Here is a 23,777-nt window from a genome sequence, read left to right as displayed (position 1 = left end):
TGAAATCTTCATTTGCTTGTATCCTTTATCACATAACCAACACCACGAACTGTTTGAATAAATGGAGAGTCAAAAGGTTTATCTACTTTTTGGCGCAAATATCGAATGTATACATCAACGACATTTGTATCGCCAAAATAATCAAATCCCCACACATGCTCAAGAATTTGCTCTCTTGAAAGAACGCGATTAATATTTTCCAATAAATACACTAGTAAGTCGAATTCGCGTGGTGTCAATTCAATATGAGCCTCCCCACGTTTGACATCTCTCGATTCGATTTCCACTGATAAATCAGATAACGTCAATCGATTTTCATTTTTCGATTCATCGGATACTATAGCGGACTCTTGCCGACGAATTAAAACTCTAATTCTAGCCAACAGTTCTTCAATTTCAAATGGTTTCGTTACATAATCATCCGCCCCTTGGTCTAATCCTGTTACTTTATCGACAATAGCATCCCTAGCCGTTAACATAATCACTGGTGTCGTCCGTTTTTCTTTTCTAATTCGTCTAAGAATTTCCATTCCGCTAAGACCAGGGAGCATAACATCTAGTAAAATTAAATCCCATTTATCAGGGCTTGATTGAATACGTTGCCACGCTTCGAATCCATCGTGTATGATATCTGTTTTATACCCCTCGTACTCTAACTCTAATTTTACGACACGTGCTATATTCTCTTCATCTTCGACTATTAGAATATTAATATTATCCACAAATGGTCACCTGCTTTTTATTTGTTAAAATTCTTACATTTTCTCACAGTTCTATTATACTGTATAGCAATAAAGGTACAGCATTATTAACCATACTATAATCTTTTCTTGAATGGAATGGAACAATGGATCATACCATTGAATCCCAAATAATGATTAATCACCAATAAAAAAAGCCACGAAGTTCCGTGGCTTTCTTCCTTATGCTACTTTTCCTTTAATTTTTCTCTGGTAACTTAAATGATACCGTGTGCTCTTGCAATTCTTCAGAAATTTGAGCTAACGCTTCTGCTGATGCGGATATTTCCTCCATAGAAGCTAATTGTTCCTCAGAAGCTCCTGCGACATTCTCTGTTTCAGCAGTCGTTTCATTAGACATTCTTTCTACTTCTTTCATGTCTGAAACGACGTCCTCAATTTTCGTGGAGATCATCGACGTCATTTTAGCTATTGCTCTGACTTGCTCGGTCACTTGCTTCACAAATGAATCAACTTCACCTACTCGTTCTTCCGTTTCAGTAAATCTTGCAAGACCTTGTGTCAGTTCTTCATTTCCTTCATTCATCGAGAGTAACGATAAATTAGCTTTTTCTTGAATTGTTGTAATCATCTCTCTCACTTCCGTTGATGATTGGTTGGTTTGTTCAGCCAGTTTTCTCACTTCATCTGCCACAACAGCAAATCCTTTACCATGTTCTCCTGCTCGCGCAGCTTCAATAGCGGCATTTAGTGCTAGTAAATTTGTTTGTTCAGAAACCGATGTTATCACTTGAATAATTTCATCAATTTCATTTGTTGACTGATGAACACTTTGAATATTCGACGTAAGTTCTGTGTTATTTGTTTCTATTTTTCGCATTTGTTCTTCGAGTAATTTGACTGTTACGTTAACTCTATCGATTGCTTGATCAGCAGAAACCGTTTGACCATCCAAGGTCATTGTTTTACTGGTTATTTCCTTTACACTCTCAGATATATCATTAATACCATTATAACTAATATTAACCTTCTTTACTTGACTATCCATCGATTCAGATACTGTAGCGACAGATCCAGCAATCGACTCTGTCGCCTTGCTATTTTCATCTGTTGTTGCATGGAGTTCTTCCGATGACGCTGCAACCATTGAGGATTTATCACTAATATAAGTTAGTGTTTCGATTAACGAAGTTTGCATATTTCTGAATGCTCCCGCTAATTGACCTATCTCATCTTTTGATGTCACCTCAATCTTTTCTCGAAGATCTCCCGAACGAATAACATTAGCACTATTAACTAGCCCTTGAATAGATTGTGTAATACTTCGAATGATGAAATATACTAGGCTACCAAAAAGAATCACTGATAATATCAAAACAATTCCTGTTATGAGTAAAATTGGAAACGTAGCAGAATTTAATTCGTCATCAGACATCACGCCTCCTAATTTCCACCCTGTTATCGCGTTGGTAGTGTAGTAAACACTGGTACCTTGATTAGATATTGATGACTGATAAGCACCTTGCATCTGGTCATACATAGGATCAAGCCAATTCTCCTCAACAACTTCTCCTGTCTCAATACTTGGGTGAGAAATCGCTGCTCTTGATTCAGAAAATAACATTGCATACCCTTCTTGTCCAATAGAAATCGTCGCCAAGACATCTGCCAATTCTTGCATTTCTAAATTTGCTGCAACAACACCATCTCCATTGTCAATTGATTGAGAGATCGTGATCACGAGTTCCCCTGTCGATGCTGTATGATATGGTTCAGATATAATTAATTCACCTGGAGATGCCACTGCGTCAATGTACCATGGTCTTTCACGAGGATCGTAATCAGCATCTAGCCCCATATCTGGTCGCTGGATCATATCACCTTCGGCTGTTCCTACATAAGCAGATACAAGACCTTCTGTGGTAAAAAAGTACTCCTCTAATAAATCTCCCAATGCAACTTGTCCATCAGTCTGCAATTGATTCTGAGTTAATGTAGAAGCATAATGCTCTATATTACCCGCTATTGGACCGACATGACTATCAATCAAGTAATCAGCAATTTCTACACTCTGTTCAGATTCTTCAACTAATTGTTGTTCAAGTTCATTTTTCGCTGTTAAGTAGCTACTAATTGCAATGATTAGACTTGGTATAATTAAAGCAAGTGCAAAAGCAACATACAATTTTGTTTTCAATGACATTTTATTCATTTTGACTCCCCTTCTTTCGACAATATACCTAATAGATCGTCAAAATTCGGTATTTTTTTAATGGGACTATTAGTTAAAATAAACGGTTTTTACATTTTTAATCTTTAAAAACATCAAAATTATTTCGATATTTTTCTTGATTCTGGAAAGACAAAAAACCTCTGCAGAAATTTTAGCTACAGAGGTTTTTTACTTATTTTCCAAACTTCGTTGCAAATGCTGTGTATGCTGCTGGCACAATTACTACCGTCAACAACGCAGAGAATAATAACCCGGAAATGATTGAAATTGCTAGTGGGACGAAGAGAACATCGCCACTCAAGGCCACTGGAGTTAACGCACCAATCGCTGTGAATGCCGTTAACAAAATTGGTCTCAATCGAACTCGACCAGCTTCTATTACAGCATCTTCAATCGACATTCCGTCTACTCTTCTTTGCTTAATAAATTCTAGTAGCACAATCGAATTACGTACAACGATACCTGCTAATGAGACAATTCCCATCAATGCCATGAACCCGAGTCCTGTTTGGGTTAAAAATAACCCTATTATTGCACCCGATCCAGCGATATAGACTGTACTCATAATCAAAAACGGCATCGTCAGCGAATTAAACTGAATCGCCATCACAATGTAAATTAGAAATAGTACAACCAAGAATAATGTAGCCAACTCAAGGATGAAATCCGATCTCGCCTCTGTCTCACCACCAAGACTAACCGTATAATCGCTACTTACAGATGCACGCACATCATCCGTGATCTCCTCTATCTCAGCCTCCAGCGTTTCGTTATCATCATTTGCCGGAAACACCCTTACTGTAATTGTCCGTTCACCATTTTCTCGTAAAACTTGAGGGATCTCTTCACCTTCATATGTTTCGAGTAAGGAATCTAATGAAATTAAATTCGGTGGACCTCCCTCACCTTCGCCAACCTCACTTGGTATAACCATCTCAGATAAATCAAGTTCACCTTTTTCATCGACTTTATTCAACGTTAATTGCAAATCAATTGCGTCTTGCGCTGTTCGGAACGTTAATAAAGGAATCCCCTCTGTTCTCAAGCCAATTTGTTCACTAACTTGATTCAACGTAATCCCATTTTCCTCTAACGTATCACGAACAGGTTCATAAACAACTACCGGACGAAGAGGACCCATATCATCTAATACTGTTCCACTTTCACCTAGTTCACCAATTCGTTCTTGTAGCTCATTACTAAGCTCAATCAACGTCTCAACTTCAGGCCCCTGAAGTTTTATTGCAATCGGCGCGCCAACTGGAGGCCCTGATTCAATCGTTGTCAATTCAATTTCCGCCTCAGGAAATTCTTCTTGCAATGGCTCTGTCCACCTTGAGATTGTGTCAACTGCTGATTGTTGTTCTCGATCAACACGTAACAGCAGGTTCCCTGTTTCATCATTACTATTTGACATACCTTGCCCAAACAATGGTGGCAAACCCTCTCCAGCATAAATCGCCGTTTCGAACACGAATTCATCTTCTTCTAAAACAAAGTCTCTCATATCTTGCAAAGTAGTTTCAGTATCCTCAATTGTTGTTCCTGCTGGCAAACGTACCTCAACCGTTACCTCTTCTCTGTCTGTAGCCGGAAAGAACTCCACAGGTATAAATGGTATCAATCCATAAAAACTCGTTGTTAGTGCAAACCCTACGATCGCTACTTTCCAAGGATGTCGAACGACTCGTCGTAGAATCGAATCACTATACCAGTTAGCAATCATATCAAATTGTTTGCCTAGTAGACCCTCTCTTTCGCTTCGGTGCGATTTTTTCTTCTTTCGCAATTGCTTCTTCTGTCTCCATACTAAGAAGATAGGTACAAACGTCAGTGCAACAACAGTAGAAGCTAGTATCGTCATAATTAGCACCGTCGGTAAGGCACTAATAAAATCGCCACTTCCTCCTGAAATAAACACGAGTGGTAAGAAAGTAAACACAATCGTTAACGTCGACGTAATAATCGACACTCGGACTTCCTTACTTCCTTTCAAAGCACCGTCAAGTGGTGATAGTCCCTCTCGATATTTATTTCGGATATTATCACCAACAACAATCGCATCGTCAACTAAAATTCCTAAAGCAATAATCATCCCAATAATTGATATTTGGTTCAAATCGACATTAAAAAATGGTAAAGGAATTAATCCTATTAATATCGACGTTGGGATCGCCAGGGCGACAATTATCGCAGACGACACATTCAAACCTAATAAAGTGACAACCACAACCGATAAAGCCGCTAACGCAAAGGACAGCGTTAAATCACCGAAAATCTCATCGACGATTGTTTTCTGCGTGTAAAATAGCTCAAACGACATCTCTTCAGGTATATCGTCAGCTAAGCTCATGATTTTTTCATCGACTTCATCATGTAACTGGGGAATATTTACTTCTCCAGCTGGAATTACTGTAAATGAAACAGCTGGTTGTTCGTCATATGATATTAAATCACTTGGCGTTTCATTAACCATGCCAACCTCAGCAATATCATTTAAATAAATCGGGTCATCATTGAAATCTAATCCAATGAAAATCGACCCTATTTCCGCTTCATCTTCTAAAGTAGATAACGTCAACTGGACATTTTGATTATCAATCTGTTGAACACCTAACGGCTGCGTATTTAATTCATCGCTGACTGCTTGCATAACATCGGGAAATTGCAAACCATTCGAGAATAACTCCTCCGAGTCTACATCAATTGAAAAATGTTGGTCAGGAAAACCTTTGACAATCGTTCGCTGAACTCCTGGAAGCGCCTCTACCTCTGCTTGCCAGTCATGAAGCATCTCTTTTAATTCATATAACGATTCACGGTCATCATTTAAAATATGATAACTAGATAACGCCCCTAACCCAATCTCTTCGGAAAAATCAGGAGTTACTGCCTGATCAGGCAAGTCACTTTCCACTCGTGAAATCGCCTGTTGTACATCTGTGAATACCTCGCTTTTATTTGCACTATCATCGAGTTCAATGACAATATTAGAAAATCCAGAGGTCGATACGGAAGTCATTTCACTAATGCCATCAATATTTTCAATTGCACCTTCTAAAGGAATCGTCACCTGTTGTTCTACTTCTTCAGGTGTCCCACCCGGATATACCGTCGAGACGGTCCCAATATCAAAAGAAAATTCTGGAATTTCTCGTTGCGGTAATTGAAATAACGTTAAGACGCCGACAATAACTAAAATAAATACAAACATCATCGTAATTTTAGGACTTCGGATAAATGCTTGAAACATGGTTGCTTCCCCCTCTTGTAATATTACTCTAAAATAAATGACACTACTGTCATTTAACCTCATAAAAATAAGATTTACTTTTTTATCCCTTCGACAACTAATAGGTACACTTCCTCTACCCATTGAGACTGACTCATGTGGCGGACAGGCACTTGGACAGTTGCCATAACAAGCCCGACAAGCGTAGTCATTTGAACGTCCGTTCGAATTTCACCTTTTGTCTGTCCATCGACCAAAATCGCTTCGATTTTTTGTTTCATTTCTTTAAATAAGCGAAACATTTTATTTATATTTTCTTGCACTTTCTCTGTTGCATGTTGATCGATGTATGGCATGATTTGCAACATTTGGTGCATATGAGCGTACCTAGACCAAAGGTGAATTAAGTATTTAAGCGGTTCTTCTTCCTGATCGGCTTGCTGCATATTTTTTACAACTTCTTCGATAAGATGAATCATATAGGCTGTGACTAGTTCTTCTTTATTTTTGTAATAATTATAGATCGTACTTCTAGCTACACCTAACCTTTCCGCTAAGGCTTTAAAATGAAAACCTGCATAGCCAGATTTCAGCACTAGTTGTTCCGTTTCATGAAATAATTGCGCCTGATCAATCGTTTTTTTTCGACTCATACATTTTATTCCCCTTTAGCTCTCGAACCTTCCCTAGTTTTAATCGTAATTCTTATATACACCTAATATTAAAAGTTATAACACAGTTGTATAACTTTATGAAAGCTTTTGTCAAATGATCTGATTGAGAAAGGTCTCTCACTTGGATATTCTGAAAGCATAGTTATTGCTTCCGTTGAAAGGTACATGCTATGATCTTTGAGCACGATCGTATATTGGTAACAAAGGAGGATCATCACATTATGAAAGAAACATTTAAACATCAGACAGCTTATATATTAATTATTTTATCAATTACATCATTACTAGCTGCATGTGGCACTAATGAAAATGAAGAAACTCGTTGGGAAGAAATTCAAGAATCAGGAGTTTTGGAGGTAGCTACTTCAGGCACGCTCTATCCAACATCCTTTCATTCCGACGAAACGGATGAATTAACTGGTTTCGAAGTTGAAGTCACTCGTGAAGCAGCAAATCGTTTAGACCTTGAAGCAGAGTTTACTGAGATGGGGGTTGACGGCATGCTCACTTCAATACAGAGTGGCCAAATTGACCTTGCTGTTAACGACATTGATATTAACGAGCGCAGGGAAGAAGATTTCCTCTTTACCGACCCATACAAATTTTCCTATGGAGCTATGATCGTTCGCCCCGATGATTATTCTGGTATCCATTCACTAGAAGATCTCGATGGAAAACGTCACGGCGGTGCTGCGACTACGATTTATATGGAAATAGCTGAAAGTTATGGCGCAGAAGGCGTAACATATGAGAATGTAACCAATGATACGTACTTACGCGACATTGAGAATGATAGATTAGATGTCGTCATGAACGATTATTATTTGCAATCATTAGCAATTGAGGCGCTTCCGGAAATCGACGTTATCATACATCCCGAACTTTTCTACCACCCTAATGATCAAGCGATGATTATGAACGAAAACAATGTAGAACTACACGAAAATTTAAATCGCGTCATTCAAGAAATGCTTGATGATGGAACGATCCAACAATTATCTGAACAATTTTTTGGTGGGCAAGATGTCTCTAAACAACCAGACATCGACTTTGCTAGCTAAGAGTAACGACCACGCTTTAGCAATCTAATCGAATTCTAGTAAGGGAGATTGACAGCAATGAGTGATATCCAATGGGAACACATCTTTGATATTCATCTGGCAATTGAATCACTTCCTTATATCATGCAAGGCATTGGTTACACGCTTTTTATTTCTTTGCTAAGTATGATCATCGGTTTAATAATCGGATTATTTTTAGCGCTTGCCCGAATGTCAGACCGAACGTGGCTTCGTTGGCCTGCTCGTCTGTATATTTCCTTTATGCGAGGGGTTCCCATCCTCATCATCTTGTTTCTCCTTTATTTCGGTTTTCCATTTATTGGAGTTCAATTCGATGCAGTAACTGCGGCAATCATTGGCTTTAGCTTAAATAGCGCAGCTTACATGGCAGAAATAAATCGTTCCGCGATTGCTGCTGTTCCTAGAGGCCAGAGGGAAGCGGCCAGGTCCCTTGGTTTTCCATACTGGTTAATGATGCGACAAATCATTTTACCACAAGCGTCGCGAATTGCCGTACCACCATTGACTAACGTTTTACTAGATCTGATCAAAGCTTCATCACTCGCTGCGATGATTACAGTCCCTGAGATTTTTCAAATGTCACGTATAATCGCAGGTCGCGAAATGGATTACATGACAATGTTTATCTTGGTTGCTTTGATATACTGGGCGATTTGTTCTATCATGACCATATTGCAAATTTATTTAGAGCAACGATTTGAAAAATACGGTGATATTTAACCTACGCTATTATGGCGTAGGTTATTTGGTATCATCTCAATGCCTTCGGTTCATTTCCCATAATTGGAACTCCTTGTCGGTGGCGTATAAAATAACACTGCCAATCCTAAGAATATCATCACTATACCAACAACTGCTGATGGAGTCAGAACTTCTCCAACAACGATTACACCTAATAATGCCGCGGTCAACGGCTCTGCTAATGACAACGTCACTGCTGACGAAGCTGGAACTCCCATTAGCCCTTTCACAAATAACAAGTATGCAATTGCTGTTGCAACAATTCCTAATTGAAGAACAACGAGAATCCCACTCGGCTCTAATACCCAGCTGATATCATAGATAAATAGAAAGGGCGATAATAAAATAGCAGATAAGGTGAACACAACACCCACCGCCATTTCAGATGGCATCTTTTGCACAATTTGTTTATTCACTAGTGTATACCCAGAAAACGATAGTCCCGCACCAATCGCCATTAAAAAACCGATCGGATCTAGTTCGATGTCACCTTGAGTCGAAAATAAAAGCACACATCCAATGATCGAAAGGACTGTCGCTAACCACCACTGACGATCAGGACGTCGTTTAAAGGCCACCCACTCAATAAATCCTGTTAGAATTGGTGCACTACCTATCCCAATTACAGTTCCAATTGCAACACCCGTTGTTGCAACTGCCGAGAAAAATAGTGGTTGATAAGCAGCCATCGCGACTGCAGCTAACACAATCGCTTTGACTGGCCAATCGGTAACTTTTTGTTTTCTCCTAAATAAAACGAGGAGAAAAAGGACAGACCCACCCACCGCAAGTCGCATCGTTCCTACTGCAATTGGATGTGCTCCTTCTGGTGCGAAGTGTTGGGCAGTTCCCGTTGTTCCCCAAAGCATCGCCCCAAGAAGGACTAGAAAAAATGATATTTTCTTCATATGTTGTCACGCCAATCTGTCAATGTTATTTATGTAGCAATCATTTAATCATCGCCATTTTTAAATCCACCCTCTGAATGGATCACTTGCCCCGTTATCCAAGCTGCATCCTCACTCGCTAAAAATCCAGCCAGTTTCGCAGCATCTGAAGGTTCTCCTAATCGTCCTGTTGGAAACCTTGGTAGCAAACTCGCTTTCACTTCATCATTCATCCAACCTGAATTTGTCGGCCCTGGATTAATCGCATTAATCGTAATTCCTTTCGAAGCCAAGGCCGCTGACAATGTATATGTTAATGTTTCAACAGTTGATTTGGTCAGCACGTAAGAAAGCTCTTCTGGCATTTGACCCCTTGACCAACCTGTTGTGATATTAAGTACTCTTCCGTAATTTTTGGAAAAGGATTTAGTAAACGCCTGTGTCATCAGGGTAACAGCCTTTACGTTAACAAAGTAATGCTTATCTAGTTGTTCTGGTGTGATTGTCTCTATATTGTCATTTACGGAATACGCTGCATTGTTTACAAGAATATCTGGCGCAGTACCGAATGAGTCCTTAGCATATTTAAACACTTCTTCAATGGAGGATACTTTCGTCAAATCTAGTTCAATTTTTTCACTTCGGACTCCAAATGATTCTAACTCCAACTTAATTTTTTCCGGTTCGTCATCCTTTACTCCCCAAGGCATCTCATCGTCATAGCTTGTCCAGTACGTGAACAATACATCTGCCCCTTTCTGAGCAAATTCTCTGCAAATCGCCGCTCCAATTCCATTCGTACGACTCACTCCAGTAACTAACGCCAATTTCCCTTTAAGTGAATCCATCAGGACCAACTCCATTTCCTTTATACAAATCAATTCGACATCATCATGTAATAGCCTTCTAAAATAGGTTAGAAATATTCTTATTTCTTTCTGGGAGGACCGATGGCAATCTGTTTGCTTCCTTTCAGATTCCCATGCTCCTCTGATGGGTACGGTAACCCTCGTCTTCTTCCTTTCGCATTTGCGTAACTTTTTAAAGGGCACGGAAATCCGATAACTTATGAAAAAACACAAGCTTCAGAGAGAATTAACTCTCGAAAGCTTGTGTTTCCTCTAAGTTTAGTAGTGTTATGACAACGCACTGGTTAATTGTGGCACAATTTGTTTTTTACGAGAAACAACGCCTGCAAGTGTTGCTTGTCCATCTTCAAGCTTCACATCAAAGGCTTTCTCTACTGCATCCGTTTGGTTACCAACGGCAACGACAACGGAATCATTTGTTAAAATATCGGTTACTGCTAAAACAAATAATCCAAGGCCTTTATCAGCGATAACTTTTGTCATTGCAGCTTCAACGTCTTTTTTGCGCCCAAGTACATCATTCGTATCTACAACATTCACCTGAGCAACTTCTACCTTATGGCTACCCATCGTAAATTCTTTTGCATCTAATGAGATCAACTGCTCGACCGTCTTCCCACTCATATCAGCGCCCGCTTTCAGCATTTCAAGACCATATTCATCGACATTCATTCCAGCAATTTCAGCGAGTTCTTTTGCTGCTGCTACATCTTCATCTGTGCATGTAGGCGATTTGAATAACAACGAATCGGAAATAATTGCCGAAACCATTAATCCCGCCATCTCTTTCTTGATCTTTACACCATTTTCTTTGTATAGTTTGTTCAAGATCGTCGCTGTACAACCAACAGGTTCCGCCCGGTAATAAAGCGGTCCTTCTGTTTCAAAATTAGCAACTCTGTGGTGATCAATAACTTCAATCACTTCTACTTTATCTAGATCCTTGACACTTTGTTGGCTCTCATTGTGATCAACGAGAATAACTTGATTCACTTCGTTTGCGACCGTCTCTACTTGGCGTGGGGCATCTACTCCAAAATGATCCAACGCATATTGAGTCTCGCCACCAACTTCTCCTAGACGGACCGGTTCAGCATTCATTCCCAATTCTTTTTTCAAATCTGCATATACCAATGCTGAACAAATCGTATCTGTGTCTGGGTTCTGATGCCCGAAAATTAACACTTTCTCTTTACTCATATCATGACACTCCTTTTTTTCTCTGATCAACACGACTTATTTTACCATGTTAAAAGGGTGCCTGTCATCGTTGCAAAGATAAGAGTCGGATATTTTTTCAATTATCGAACTATTAATTGACAATAAGATGAATATAGAGTATAAATCTTCAGCCTTTCTTTTGTTAGCTGTTTTTATAACTAACGATACAAATGAAGTTGAGGATGTTTTGGAATGTGTACCATAGGGAATGACGATTTAATCTTGTATAAAGTAACTTTTTATTATAAACTTACTTTAAGTTAGTAGATACATAAATCTTACGGAGGTTATTCTATGACTTTTCACCAATCACCTGCCACTTATATAAATGAAGTTTTATTAAAAGTAAAAAACTTGCATCAATCAATTGAGTTTTACGAAAAGACGCTAGGGTTGCATCTACTCCTACAAACAGAGCGAACCGCAGTCTTGTCTGCTAATGGTGACACACCTTTAATTAGCCTTGAGCAGCCTGTCGATGTCGTTGAAAAACAGCCTACTAGAACAACTGGACTGTATCACTTCGCACTACTGTTACCTAGTCGAGTCGAATTAGCAAAGTTGCTAACACACTTAATCGAAAGTAACTATCCAATACAGGGTGCCTCGGATCACCTAGTTAGTGAAGCGATATATTTAGCTGATCCTGATGGCAATGGGATTGAAATCTATATTGACCGTCCTTCAAACGAATGGGAATGGCAAGATGGCCAAGTAAAAATGGCCGTTGATCCGATGGATGCAGAAGCTTTATTAGCCGAAGCTGTTGGACACGAATGGGCCAACATTTCTCCAGGTACAGTCATGGGGCACATTCATATGCATGTCTCTGATTTGGGCAAAGCTGAATCATTTTACTGCGATGGATTAGGATTTAATGTTGTTTGCCAATTCGGGAACCAAGCGTTATTTATTTCAAGTCAAGATTATCATCATCATATCGGCCTAAATACGTGGGCTGGTGTTGGCGCCCCACCTCCGGATGAAAAAAGTGTTGGTATTAGTTGGTATCAAATTGTTTACCCTGATTCAAAATCGCGAAAGCAAGTACTTGCGAATTTGTCACAACAGGGGTTTTCTGTTGAGGAAGTTTCGAATGAGTTCTACACAGTTGATCCAGCAGGAAATAAAATCAAATTGTCGGTGAGTGAGGAATAAGAGATGCCACATATGAGGCTCTCCTCCCAAAGTTCCTGACTAGGCAGCCTTGATGGAAACCTCTTTCTATTATAGATTTCTTATAATTTATCGAAAAGCCAAAAAGATCGACTACTTTACTCTGGCGATCATCTTTTTTGGCTTTTTTTGATTTTCTCTTGATCTGAGGGCTGAGATCATGAACAATGCACAGAAGAAACTATTAAATAGTTTTTCTGGGAAAGGAATAGTGAATTAAATCGGTCAAATCTCGGCTGTATTTTATAAGATGCTATCACTTGTGACCTTTCCTTTCCAGATTCACTCGCCATGGGGCACAAGACGCTTCTTCTTGTGACCCTTCCTTTCCAAATCCACTCGCCATGGGGCACAAGACGCTTCTTCTTGTGACCCTTCCTTTCCAAATCCACTCGCCATGGGGCACAAGACGCTCTCTCTTGTCACCCTTCCTTTCCAAATCTACTCGACATGGGTCACAAGACGCTCTCTCTTGTCACCCTTCCTTTCCAAACCCACTCGACATGGGTCACAAGACGCTCTCTCTTGTCACCCTTCCTTTCCAAACCCACTCGACATGGGTCACAAGACGCTTCTTCTTGTGACCCTTCCTTTCCAAATCCACTCGCCATGGGTCACAAGACGCTTCTTCTTGTGACCCTTCCTTTCCAAATCCACTCGACATGGGGCACAAGACGCTTCTCTCTTGTCACCCTTCCTTTCCAAATCCACTCGACATGGGTCACAAGACGCTCTCTCTTGTCACCCTTCCTTTCCAAACCCACTCGACATGGGGCACAAGACGCTTCTGCTTGTGACCCTTCCCTTCCAAATCCACTCGCCATGGGGCACAAATCTCCTCGTTCAGCCCATTCCCCTCATAAAAACGACCAAATGTAAATACAAAAGAGACCATCACCAAAATGTTACTTTTGGGACAGCCTCTTCGATGTTTCATCACTTCTTTAAACGCTAAAATATCGACCTTCTGGATGAGCAAAGACCATCGCTGATACGCTGGCTTCAGGTTCCATCATGTATTCGTCGGTTAGCTCTATGCCGATTTTTCCTGGGTCGATCAAGCCAAACAATTTCGCCTGATCTTCGAGGTTCGGGCAAGCAGGATAACCAAATGAGACACGAACACCTTGGTAACGAGCAGAGAATCGCTCCCTCATCGTAAAGTCTGGCGAGTCAGGGAATCCCCATTTATCACGCATCATTTGATGAACCCTCTCTGCAAAACCTTCTGCAATTTCCAATGCAACTGCTTGAATTAAATGACTATCAAGATATTCGCCCGCTTCTTTCGCTTCCTCAGCTAACTTCCGGACGCCTTTTCCTGCTGTCACTGTCATAAAGCCAACATGGTCCATTTCCCCACTGTCAACAGATCTCAGAAAGTCTGCTAAACATAAATATGGTTCCTTTTCTTGGCGTGGAAACGTAAATCGCTCTAATACTTTACTGTGGTCATTAGCGTCATAGACGATAACATCATTCCCGTCTGATTGGGCCGGGAAAAACTGATATAACCCGTCCGCACGTAAGGTGCCATCCTTGTCAGCACGAGTCACTAAATCATTGACTTTATCTCGTAATTCCAATGTTTTTTTGTCGCCTCGTTCAATGTTTCGCTTAATATTTCCTTGAACACCTAAATGCTGCCCAAGTAATGTCTGCATATTAATATAAGGATGAAGGTGAGATAACTGATAGTTTTTCAACACATGTACGTTGTAATCTTCCGGCTTATACAATGGTGCGTCTTTAGCCACTTTTGATCGTGGAATCTCAAGCGTTGCTGTCGCCGCGCCCTGTTTAGAATCTTTTCCTTCACCATTTGCTTCTGCTTCACGAATTTGTTGTTGCTTTTCTTGGTGGGCAACAATCAATTGTTCACGATCATCTGGTCTTGCTAGCTTGTTTGCTAAATCCAAACCATTCATCGCATCTTTCGCATATAGAACAAGTCCTTCATACTGTTTGGATATTTTATTTTCCGTAAAACGGCGAGTTAACGCTGCCCCACCTACTAAAATAGGGATAGAAATTCCTCGTTCGCGTAAGTCATTGGCAGTTAGAACCATTTGTTGCGTAGACTTTACGAGCAATCCCGATAATCCAATTGCATCTGGATCTTCTCTATCAACCGCTTCAATCAGTTCATTTGCGGTTACTTTTATACCTAAATTGACAATCTTAAATCCGTTATTTTTCAAAATGATTTCCACGAGATTTTTGCCGATGTCATGAACGTCGCCTTTAACCGTAGCGAGAAGGAATTTACCTTTTCCACGGTCGTCCTCTTTCTTCTCCATATGAGGTTCTAAATGAGCAACAGCCGCTTTCATCGCTTCGGCGCTTTGCAGAACTTCAGCTACGATCAACTCGTTATTATTAAACAGCTTGCCTACTTCATCCATCCCGGCCATTAACGGTCCATTAATAATTTCCAATGGGACATCATATTTTCCTAATGCTTCATCCAAGTCCTTAAATAGGCCCTCTTTTGTGCCTTCGACGATATAACTTGCAAGTCGCTCTTCTAAAGACATTGTCGAAGCTTCGATTTTTTTCTCGGGTTTCTTCTCGCGGTAAAATGCCGTAAAGGTCGCTAATGTTTCGTCAGTTGTTCGGTAAAGTAAGTCATCTGCCAACTGTTTCTCTTCTTTCGAGATTGAACCATACCGCTCTAATTTCTCAGTATTGACGATTGCGTAATCAAGTCCAGCTTTCGTACAGTGGAACATGTACGCGGCATTCAATACTTCTCGTCCTAGTGGAGGCAAACCAAACGAAACGTTACTGACTCCTAGAATTGTTAAGCATTCTGGGAGTGCTTCTTTAATCATACGAATACCTTCAATAGTTGCTTCTGCAGATCCGATGTATTGTTCATCACCAGTTCCAACCGGAAAGACAAGTGGATCAAAAATAATATCTTTTCCGTCAATTCCGTATTTATTGACTAATAAATCATACGAACGTTTCGCAATCTCAAGCTTTCGCTCTGCCGTGACGCCCATTCCAACCTCGTCAATCGTTCCGACGACAACTGCTGCACCATAACGTCTTATTAAAGGGGCTATTGCTTCAAATCTTTCTTCGCCATCCTCTAAGTTGATTGAATTAATGATCGCTTTTCCTTGCGAATAAGTCAGAGCTCGTTCAATCACTACTTCATCTGTCGAGTCAATCATTAGTGGTACTTTCACCTTATTGATAACATGATGCAGAAATTCCTCAATGTCGTCGAGTTCTTCACGGTCAGGGTCTGCTAGACATACATCGATGACATGCGCTCCGCGTTTTACTTGTGCACGAGCAATTTCAGAAGCTTCTTCAAATTTCTCATCGGCAATTAGCCGTTTAAATTTGCGAGAACCGATGACATTTGTACGCTCGCCGACCAATAAAGGCCGCAAAGAATCGTCATAAACTAATGGTTCAATCCCTGAAATCGTATGTGGATGCTCTTTGACTGGTTGACGAGGTTTGTACCCTGACAATTTTTCCGACATGACACGTATATGTTCGGGTGTCGTTCCGCAACAACCTCCAACAATATTGAGCCAGCCTTTCTCAGCAAAACCTTCTAACTTTCTCGCCAATGATTCAGGTGATTCATGATAATGTCCTTCTTCATCCGGCAGTCCTGCATTTGGATAACAATGAACATACGACGTTGACAGGTCTGATAATGAACGGAGATGGTCCTGCATAAATTCCGGACCAGTTGCACAATTCAACCCAACAACTGTCGGATTCATATGTTCTAATGAAATATAAAATGACTCAATACTTTGACCTGCTAGCGTCGTTCCCATCGGTTCGATCGTACCTGACACAATCAATGGAACATGAATATTCCGCTTGCTTACAACTTGGTCTATCGCTACATAAGCAGCCTTGACATTTCTCATATCTTGGCTAGTTTCTAATAATAATATGTCTACGCCACCGTCAAGTAGTCCTTCTACTTGTTCTCGGTACGAGTCTATCAATTCATCAAACGTCGTACCACCAGTAACCGATAATGATTTCGTTGTCGGTCCCATTGCTCCCGCTACGTACCGTTTCTTTTCAGAGGTAGTAAATTTCGCAGCTTCCTTCACAGCTAGTTCTGCGGAAACTTTATTGACTTCATATGCGATATGCTGTAAATCATAATCAGCCAGTACAATGTTTGTTGCACCAAACGTATTTGTTTCAATAATGTCAGACCCAGCTTCTAAATAATCATGATAGATGCGTTGAATCACATGAGGCGCCGTTAAATTCAAATATTCATTACAGCCCTCAAATTCTTCGCCACCAAAATCTTCCGCGGTTAAATCTGCATTTTGCAGCATTGTCCCCATCGCTCCATCGAGAACAAGAATTCGTTCCTTTAGTGCTTCTTCAAAGGATGACTTTCCCATGTTGATCGCCCTTTCTTTGGTTACTATTTCCGACTTCTATTATCATGCTCTTCCTGTTACTGAAGCCACGTTCTTCTGCTTACTAATAATATGCTTCGTTAAATCTGCGGTCATTTGGTACCGTAAAAAAGGCGTAATTAAGTAAATACTCGGAAAGTACTCCGTTGCGGCATCTACTAACGAAGTTGCTAAACTTAACCCTTCACGCTCGCTTGCTTCACGATCGCCATCAAACTTCGCCATCCGATCGCGTACACCTTGAGTCAAGGAAATACCCGGAACTTCATGGTGAAGAAACTCCGCATTTCTACTGCTTACTAACGGCATGATTCCAACATAAACTGGGACTGGCAAGTGCTTTGTCGCTTCATGAATTTCTTGGAATCGCTCTTCACTGTAGACAGGCTGACTCATGAAATAGTCTGCCCCTGCCTCGATTTTTTTCTCGAGACGCGTCACTTCTCGATCGAGTCTCCTTGCGTTCGCATTAAAGGCCGCTGCCACGGTAAATGACGTCTTTGCTCCCAAATCCTTTCCGGAGAAGGACATCCCTTCGTTCAATTGTTTCATCAATCGGATTAAATCTAATGAAGCCATGTCATATACCGAACTCGCTCCTGGAAAGTCTCCTACTTTAGCTGGATCTCCTGTGATCGCCAACACATCATGAATACCTAATGTATGAAGCCCTAATAAATGAGATTGCAGGCCGATCATATTCCTATCTCGACAAGCAACATGAAGAAGCGGTCGCGCCCCCGTTTGTTGCTTCATCAATGATCCAAGCGCCAAGTTGTCAATTCGAGCTTGCGCTAACGAATTATCTGCCAACGTCACCGCATCCGCACCTGCTTCTTTCAGAGCTTGTGCACCCTTCATGAATTCAGGTGCATGTGACAAAGCTTTCGGAGGATCCAATTCGACGATCACCGACTGCCTTCTCTTAGAAAAATCAGGTAATCGCTCTTGTACATCTGGTGTTTTTACCACAACGGTCGGCCGCTTTGTTTCTTTGACTACCTTGTCTTTCACCGGAACTAATTGCCTCTTTTGCACAGCATTGCGAATCTCTTTGACATGTTCAGGAGTCGTTCCGCAACACCCTCCAATAAGATGAACCCCTTGTTTAACTAGCGGTTCAGTCATATCACCAAAGTACTTTGGATTCGATTGATAAAAGAAACGTCCGTCACGGACATTAGGTAAACTTGCATTCGGATATACACAGAGAATCGCCTTTTCCAATAATGGAACTTCTTCTAATGATCGCAACATATGGTAAGGACCCATTCGGCAATTTAAGCCAACGACATCCGCTCCTTCAGATTCCAAATGCTGAAGTGCTTCTGTTAACGTCTTTCCACCTTGCAGTACACCAATATCTCCTAATGTTACTTGGGCAATAATAGGCTTCGATGTCTTCGCACGTAGGTATCTCACAATTTGCGATAACTCTGCAAAATCATAAAAAGTTTCCAATAAAAAACCATCGACTTCTGTTTTAACAAGAATATCGGCTTGTTCCTCGAGGCTTTGTTGAATATCTTCTAACTGGTATTCTTTTTGATGAATACTGCCAATCCCACCAATGGTTGCAACGACATAGGCTTTATCCTGTGCCACTTCCTTGGCGACCTTTACGGCTTCGTTATTTAATTCCGCAACCCGCCCCTCTAACTGGTAACGACTCAATTTCAATGAATTCGCTGCATACGTATTCGTTTGAATGATGTTTGCGCCAGCAGAAATATATTGGTGGTGGACCGATTTTATTTTTTCAGGTGCAGTAATTGTTAACTCTTCAAAACAACCGTCCACGCCCTCTTGATATAACAAGGTACCCATGGCTCCGTCACCGATGAGAACCTTCTCGAATAAGTCTTTTCTAAAGTCCATTCCGGTACTCTCCTTTCGCTATTCCACTAGCGTTTCAAACGCTCGTTTAAAGTCGCTAATTAAGTCCTCAGGTTTCTCAAGTCCAACCGATAAACGTAACAAGCCGTCAGTGATTCCTCTCTTCGCTCGTTCATCAGGAGGCATCGCGGCATGCGACATCTTGGCAGGATAAGACAAAATCGATTCAACAGCACCGAGACTTACCGCAAAAACAGGTATTTCGACAGCATCAACGACTTTTTTTACTGCCTCTCTGTCAGCGAGTTCAAATGAGAGAACGGCACCAGGTCCATCTGACTGAGACTCGTTAATCTCATAACCTGGATGACCCTTTAACCCTGGATAATAAACATATTTCACAGCAGATTGTTCCGTTAGCCACTGAGCAATCATTTCAGCTGATTTCATCGATGCTTCCATCCGAGTATGCAATGTCTTCATCCCACGAAGGATCAACCAACAGTCGTTAGGACCAAGAATCGCGCCAAAACTATTTTGTAAAAACTTGAGTCGACTTGCCAATTCAGGATCTTTTACGACAGCAAGCCCAGCAACGACGTCACTGTGTCCGCCAATAAATTTCGTCGCACTGTGAACAACCACATCAACACCTAGGTCTAATGGTCGTTGCAGTACAGGAGTCATAAATGTATTATCTAACACCGTTAAGCAGTTATGCTCCTTCGCAAGCGAAACGAGCTCACGGATCGGTGTAATTTTCATTGTTGGATTAGATGGTGTTTCCATATGAATCATTTTCGTATTCGGTCTAATTGCGTTCTTCACTTCGTCGACATTAGTCATATCCACAAATGTATGTTCTATCCCAAGACGAGTCAGAACTTCTGTAGTAAATCGGAATGTTCCACCGTAAACGTCATCGGTAATCACCAAGTGGTCACCTGCTGACAACAACATGAATGTCGTTGAAATAGCTGCCATTCCAGACGCAAAAGCATATGCTGCTGTCCCATTTTCTAGTTCAGCAAACGTTTCTTCCAACGCTTGTCTCGTTGGGTTACCTGAGCGTGCATAATCAAATTCACCAAAGTCATCCAGACCTTCTTGGTGAAATGTGGAAGCCGGTTGTATAGCAACACTGACAGCACCAGAAGATGGATCTGTCTTATGTTTGTGGTGTAATAGTCTAGTTTGGATACTAAATTCATTCGAAATATCGTGTGTCATTTATTTTCCTCCGTTCGAGTCTCGTGCAAGGTTTAAAGCTTGATCTATATCACTAATGATGTCTTCTACTGATTCAATCCCAACAGAAAAGCGTAACAGTCTGTTACAGACACCTAGTTCTTCACGCACTTCTTCCGGTACATCTGCGTGTGTTTGCGTTGCTGGGTAAGTCATTAAACTTTCTACCCCTCCCAAACTTTCCGCGAAGGTGACGAGCTTTAATTTTTGCAGAAAAGGATTGACCCAATTTTCATCGTGAACCCGAAATGAGAGCATCCCACCTCTGCCTGGATAAATTACATCTAGGACTGCAGAATGATCCTTTAAAAATTCTGCTAATTTCTGCGCATTTTCCTGGTGCTTTTCCATTCTTAACGAGAGTGTCTTCATTCCCCTCATTACGAGCCAAGAATCTAATGGAGATAAGATCGGTCCAATACTATTAAAATAATAAAAAACTTTATCTGATAACTCTTGTCCTTTTGAAACGATAAGACCTGCGATCACATCGTTGTGTCCCGATAAATATTTCGAAGCACTGTGAATGACGATGTCGGCTCCTTCAATTATCGGACGCTGAAGGAGTGGCGTATAAAACGTATTATCAACAATCAGTAGAAGGTTGTTTTCTTTCGCTAATTTGCTAAAAGCTTTTAAATCTGCTTCTTGCATTAACGGGTTTGTCGGAGTTTCTATATATAACGCTTTTGTTTTTTCAGAAATGCGATCTTTAAAGAACTGAATATCACGAGCATCTCCGTATTGAAAGGAGAGTCCCCATCGACGCCACCCTTCTTCAAATAATCGGTATGTTCCTCCGTATAAATCATTCGAACAAAGAAGCTCATCACCGCTTTGAAATAACGAGAGAACGACTTGAATCGCTGCCATTCCAGATGAACAGGCAAAACCTCTGTCACCACCTTCTAATTCCGCAATCGCCTCTTCAAGTATTTGTCTTGTTGGATTACCGGTACGAGAATAATCAAACCCTGTCGATTGGCCGATACCTTCATGACGATAAGCTGTTGAAAAATAAACAGGAGCACTTACCGCCCCTGTAGCTGTTTCACTGCGGTTTCCTATTTGGACAAGTGTTGTTTCAAGCTCTTTTCGATACTTACTCATCAAAACTATCCCCTTTCTATTTCCATTAATTGTTCTCATTAATATAAAAAATTGGCTTTCATTTTATCATAATGTGAATGTAGACAAAAAAACTTCCTCTTATAAAATAAGAAGAAGGTTGTTAGTAAAGTGTTAAACTCGTCTTCTTCTTATCTGCGCAAGCTAAAAGCCTGCAGGAATTAGCACCTGACCACACGTGTGGCTGGTTGCTGAGATATCAAAGGGCCTTTCCCTCCACCTCTCATGATAAGAACCTGTCCGAATATTCTTTTATTTGTGAACGATTGTTCCCAATTGTAGCTGATTTTCATAAAACATGCAATAGTTTTTCACTATTTGACAATGAGTAACTATTTTTCTTTTACGAAAGCTTTATTGCCCATCATTTGATTACCGGAATGTGTATTTGGAACTCCGGCTCTTCTTTCAATATTTTTTCAACCGAATGCAATTCTATTTTAATCGGTAATTCATCAAAAGAATCGACTTGTTCAGGTTTTAAAGGAGTTAACCCTTTGTTTTGAATCTCTTGTTTAAGGTTTGTATATGTTTTTGCAATGTTCTCTTCTTTTTGATGCATCAAAGTGAAGTACGTTCCTTCTGGCAAAACGCAACTTACCATTCCAGTTGGGACCTTTATTCCTGTTTCGACTTCCCAACCAACATGGTGGGTGAACCCATTCGGACGATCATGAATTGAAACGCAGACTAATTCTGACTCGTTGATCTTCCCATCTATTTCCTCGCTACGATTTTTAACATCTTCAATTACTCTATGGATATCACCTTTTTCCGCTTCTGCAATTGTCCCTTCCCACGCCAAACCTACTATTAATCTTTCTTTCATTCCCCTCATCTTCACAGTAAATCCCTCCTCTGATTAAACTACGCTATTAATCGATTCTTTACTCCCTATTCTTCACTCTCCAGATAATCTCCTGCAAGAAAGTAAGATTACCTATCATTAGCAATGTGGGAATAGAACGTTTCCTACTTGTTAAATATAATATATATCATTCATTTGAGCCAATTTCATACATTCATCACTATCGCTATTGTAGAATTCTGTCATTTTATTACTATCATTTATTAAGTACTTTGTTCTTCAAGAAATGTCAATCTCATTACTTGTACTGGCGAATTCGATCGAGATCAAGGAACACACAGAGAACGACTAGTTCTTTTCACTGAATTGATCGATGAAACGCAAACTTAATAAGTTTTGCGTTTCATTTTTTTGTTTCAAATCTATTTATCTACACTGTTTTTGAAAGATTAGTTGACAAGGAAATTTAATCTGTTAAAATCAAAAGAAATATATATGAACTACTGGGGGTGCCCATTTATTGGGCTGAGAGAAAGGTGTACAGCTTTTTAACTCTAAGAACCTGATCTGGTTGACACCAGCGGAGGGAAGTAGCATAACTTTAACCGTTTCTATAATCATCTACTTCTGTTACCAAAGTCAGGTTCTTTCATCTTTATGAGAGGGCTTGGCTTTTATTTTACTTTATCCCTCTTGCGAATGTTAGTTCTATCAAAGGAGCAAAAAAATGAATCGGACACACAAATTAACTTTGATGGCAATGCTGATTGCGATTGGGATTGTCGGTGCCACCTTTATTTGGTTCCCCGCAGGTGTCGCTAGGGCTTATCCTGTCCAACATGCAGTAAATGTTATCGCAGCAGTGATATTAGGCCCTGGACCAGCTATCCTCATTGCCTTTGCAATTGGATTGTTACGAAATTTACTTGGCCTTGGCACGATTTTAGCTTTTCCTGGTGGGATGGCTGGAGCATTATTGGCCGGTCTCATTTATCGTTGGAGTAAAAAGAAATCTTCAGCAGTTATTGGAGAAATCATTGGCACAGGTTTCATCGGATCACTTCTAGCTGTTCCCCTTGCTCAATTTTTTCTTGGTCACGGGGGTGGAGCTCTGTTCTTTATCCCTGCTTTTCTTGTGAGCAGTGCTTCCGGGGCTGTATTAGCTTGGATCATTTTGGCTCGGATTCCAAAAGAAAAATTTAAAATTTAACAAGAGCAGCTGTCACCAAAATATTTTTTGGTGACAGTTTTTTTGCTTATGGAGCGATGTTTCTTGATTCTTTCAGGTGGCAAAATGTACGGTAGAGGTGATCTTGTACCCTTGGTGAGTCTTTCTGGAATGGAAAGGGCACAAGCGGTGGCGTCTTGTGACCTTAGCTAGCAGATTTAGAATAGAAGGGTCACATCTATTAAGGGGCTGGCGGTTTAATGACAGCAGGCTCATGTTCTTATGCAAGATCAAGAAAATGACAGCTAATAGCTATTGAAATAGGTAGCTTATAATAAAAAAAACAAAAGGA

General features: G+C 40.5%; 17 protein-coding genes and 2 riboswitches. Of the genes, 4 read left to right on the top strand and 13 right to left on the bottom strand.

What is annotated here, in order from left to right; translation table 11 throughout:
* Window positions 1–8: 8 nt before the first annotated feature.
* The 4 genes from ACM26V_RS19780 to ACM26V_RS19765 form a co-directional block, all read right to left on the bottom strand.
* Complete coding sequence (locus tag ACM26V_RS19780) at window positions 9–722, bottom strand: response regulator transcription factor (protein WP_416148457.1); 714 nt, start codon at window positions 720–722, stop codon at window positions 9–11.
* Between the two features lie 217 nt (window positions 723–939).
* The gene (locus ACM26V_RS19775; RefSeq protein WP_416148455.1) at window positions 940–2,913 is read right to left on the bottom strand and encodes a methyl-accepting chemotaxis protein; all 1,974 of its coding nucleotides are present in this window, start codon (window positions 2,911–2,913) and stop codon (window positions 940–942) included.
* A 193-nt stretch (window positions 2,914–3,106) separates the two neighbouring features.
* Window positions 3,107–6,187 (bottom strand): efflux RND transporter permease subunit, encoded by a 3,081-nt coding sequence (locus ACM26V_RS19770; protein WP_416148454.1) that lies wholly within the window; start codon window positions 6,185–6,187, stop codon window positions 3,107–3,109.
* Window positions 6,188–6,261: 74 nt separating this feature from the next.
* Window positions 6,262–6,819, bottom strand: coding sequence for a TetR/AcrR family transcriptional regulator (locus ACM26V_RS19765; RefSeq protein WP_416148453.1), 558 nt, complete (start codon window positions 6,817–6,819; stop codon window positions 6,262–6,264).
* A gap of 242 nt (window positions 6,820–7,061) precedes the next feature.
* On the opposite strand from ACM26V_RS19765, the gene ACM26V_RS19760 reads away from it, so the two are divergent.
* Entirely contained in the window at window positions 7,062–7,901 is an 840-nt protein-coding gene (locus tag ACM26V_RS19760; protein WP_416148452.1) for a transporter substrate-binding domain-containing protein, read from the top strand.
* 57 nt (window positions 7,902–7,958) lie between these two features.
* Entirely contained in the window at window positions 7,959–8,642 is a 684-nt protein-coding gene (locus ACM26V_RS19755; protein ID WP_416148451.1) for an amino acid ABC transporter permease, read from the top strand.
* 50 nt (window positions 8,643–8,692) lie between these two features.
* Here ACM26V_RS19755 and ACM26V_RS19750 read toward each other — a convergent pair whose 3' ends face one another.
* From ACM26V_RS19750 to ACM26V_RS19740, 3 genes are all read right to left on the bottom strand, one after another.
* Window positions 8,693–9,571, bottom strand: coding sequence for an EamA family transporter (locus ACM26V_RS19750; protein ID WP_416148449.1), 879 nt, complete (start codon window positions 9,569–9,571; stop codon window positions 8,693–8,695).
* A 44-nt stretch (window positions 9,572–9,615) separates the two neighbouring features.
* The gene (locus ACM26V_RS19745) at window positions 9,616–10,398 is read right to left on the bottom strand and encodes an SDR family oxidoreductase (RefSeq protein WP_416148448.1); all 783 of its coding nucleotides are present in this window, start codon (window positions 10,396–10,398) and stop codon (window positions 9,616–9,618) included.
* Window positions 10,399–10,686: 288 nt separating this feature from the next.
* Complete coding sequence (locus ACM26V_RS19740) at window positions 10,687–11,619, bottom strand: manganese-dependent inorganic pyrophosphatase (protein WP_416148447.1); 933 nt, start codon at window positions 11,617–11,619, stop codon at window positions 10,687–10,689.
* A gap of 315 nt (window positions 11,620–11,934) precedes the next feature.
* On the opposite strand from ACM26V_RS19740, the gene ACM26V_RS19735 reads away from it, so the two are divergent.
* On the top strand, window positions 11,935–12,798 hold the full coding sequence (locus tag ACM26V_RS19735; protein ID WP_416148445.1) for a VOC family protein: 864 nt from the start codon (window positions 11,935–11,937) through the stop codon (window positions 12,796–12,798).
* Between the two features lie 632 nt (window positions 12,799–13,430).
* Here ACM26V_RS19735 and ACM26V_RS19730 read toward each other — a convergent pair.
* From ACM26V_RS19730 to ACM26V_RS19705, 6 genes are all read right to left on the bottom strand, one after another.
* Entirely contained in the window at window positions 13,431–13,640 is a 210-nt protein-coding gene (locus ACM26V_RS19730; protein WP_416148444.1) for a hypothetical protein, read from the bottom strand.
* Between the two features lie 120 nt (window positions 13,641–13,760).
* Window positions 13,761–17,219, bottom strand: coding sequence for a methionine synthase (metH, locus tag ACM26V_RS19725; RefSeq protein ID WP_416148442.1), 3,459 nt, complete (start codon window positions 17,217–17,219; stop codon window positions 13,761–13,763).
* 42 nt (window positions 17,220–17,261) lie between these two features.
* On the bottom strand, window positions 17,262–19,115 hold the full coding sequence (locus ACM26V_RS19720) for a bifunctional homocysteine S-methyltransferase/methylenetetrahydrofolate reductase (protein WP_416148441.1): 1,854 nt from the start codon (window positions 19,113–19,115) through the stop codon (window positions 17,262–17,264).
* A gap of 18 nt (window positions 19,116–19,133) precedes the next feature.
* A complete protein-coding gene (gene metC, locus ACM26V_RS19715) occupies window positions 19,134–20,303 on the bottom strand; it encodes a cystathionine beta-lyase (protein ID WP_416148440.1) in 1,170 nt (389 codons plus the stop codon).
* A complete protein-coding gene (locus ACM26V_RS19710; protein WP_416148438.1) occupies window positions 20,304–21,431 on the bottom strand; it encodes a methionine biosynthesis PLP-dependent protein in 1,128 nt (375 codons plus the stop codon).
* Between the two features lie 146 nt (window positions 21,432–21,577).
* Window positions 21,578–21,684: riboswitch (SAM riboswitch) on the bottom strand.
* Between the two features lie 129 nt (window positions 21,685–21,813).
* Complete coding sequence (locus ACM26V_RS19705; protein ID WP_416151925.1) at window positions 21,814–22,287, bottom strand: GyrI-like domain-containing protein; 474 nt, start codon at window positions 22,285–22,287, stop codon at window positions 21,814–21,816.
* 465 nt (window positions 22,288–22,752) lie between these two features.
* Window positions 22,753–22,863: riboswitch (TPP riboswitch) on the top strand.
* Between the two features lie 121 nt (window positions 22,864–22,984).
* Here ACM26V_RS19705 and thiW point away from each other — a divergent pair.
* Window positions 22,985–23,467: an energy coupling factor transporter S component ThiW gene (thiW, locus tag ACM26V_RS19700; protein ID WP_416148436.1), complete on the top strand. Its 483-nt coding sequence runs from the start codon at window positions 22,985–22,987 to the stop codon at window positions 23,465–23,467.
* Window positions 23,468–23,777: the final 310 nt, after the last annotated feature.

Origin of the sequence: Salipaludibacillus sp. HK11 (assembly GCF_047795645.1) — a bacterium.
Lineage (GTDB): Bacteria > Bacillota > Bacilli > Bacillales > Salisediminibacteriaceae > Salipaludibacillus.
The sequence above is the reverse complement of the archived record's forward strand: the minus strand, read 5'-3'. Positions and strand labels throughout refer to the sequence as shown.

Excerpts from the sequence above, each read along its gene's own strand:
- ACM26V_RS19775 (WP_416148455.1), bottom strand. The coding sequence starts at position 2,913 with ATGAATAAAATGTCATTGAAAACAAAATTGTATGTTGCTTTTGCACTT.
- ACM26V_RS19770 (WP_416148454.1), bottom strand. The coding sequence starts at position 6,187 with ATGTTTCAAGCATTTATCCGAAGTCCTAAAATTACGATGATGTTTGTA.
- ACM26V_RS19765 (WP_416148453.1), bottom strand. The coding sequence starts at position 6,819 with ATGAGTCGAAAAAAAACGATTGATCAGGCGCAATTATTTCATGAAACG.
- ACM26V_RS19760 (WP_416148452.1), top strand. The coding sequence starts at position 7,062 with ATGAAAGAAACATTTAAACATCAGACAGCTTATATATTAATTATTTTA.
- ACM26V_RS19755 (WP_416148451.1), top strand. The coding sequence starts at position 7,959 with ATGAGTGATATCCAATGGGAACACATCTTTGATATTCATCTGGCAATT.
- ACM26V_RS19750 (WP_416148449.1), bottom strand. The coding sequence starts at position 9,571 with ATGAAGAAAATATCATTTTTTCTAGTCCTTCTTGGGGCGATGCTTTGG.
- ACM26V_RS19745 (WP_416148448.1), bottom strand. The coding sequence starts at position 10,398 with ATGGATTCACTTAAAGGGAAATTGGCGTTAGTTACTGGAGTGAGTCGT.
- ACM26V_RS19740 (WP_416148447.1), bottom strand. The coding sequence starts at position 11,619 with ATGAGTAAAGAGAAAGTGTTAATTTTCGGGCATCAGAACCCAGACACA.
- ACM26V_RS19735 (WP_416148445.1), top strand. The coding sequence starts at position 11,935 with ATGACTTTTCACCAATCACCTGCCACTTATATAAATGAAGTTTTATTA.
- ACM26V_RS19730 (WP_416148444.1), bottom strand. The coding sequence starts at position 13,640 with ATGGCGAGTGGATTTGGAAGGGAAGGGTCACAAGCAGAAGCGTCTTGT.
- metH (WP_416148442.1), bottom strand. The coding sequence starts at position 17,219 with ATGGGAAAGTCATCCTTTGAAGAAGCACTAAAGGAACGAATTCTTGTT.
- ACM26V_RS19720 (WP_416148441.1), bottom strand. The coding sequence starts at position 19,115 with ATGGACTTTAGAAAAGACTTATTCGAGAAGGTTCTCATCGGTGACGGA.
- metC (WP_416148440.1), bottom strand. The coding sequence starts at position 20,303 with ATGACACACGATATTTCGAATGAATTTAGTATCCAAACTAGACTATTA.
- ACM26V_RS19710 (WP_416148438.1), bottom strand. The coding sequence starts at position 21,431 with ATGAGTAAGTATCGAAAAGAGCTTGAAACAACACTTGTCCAAATAGGA.
- ACM26V_RS19705 (WP_416151925.1), bottom strand. The coding sequence starts at position 22,287 with ATGAGGGGAATGAAAGAAAGATTAATAGTAGGTTTGGCGTGGGAAGGG.
- thiW (WP_416148436.1), top strand. The coding sequence starts at position 22,985 with ATGAATCGGACACACAAATTAACTTTGATGGCAATGCTGATTGCGATT.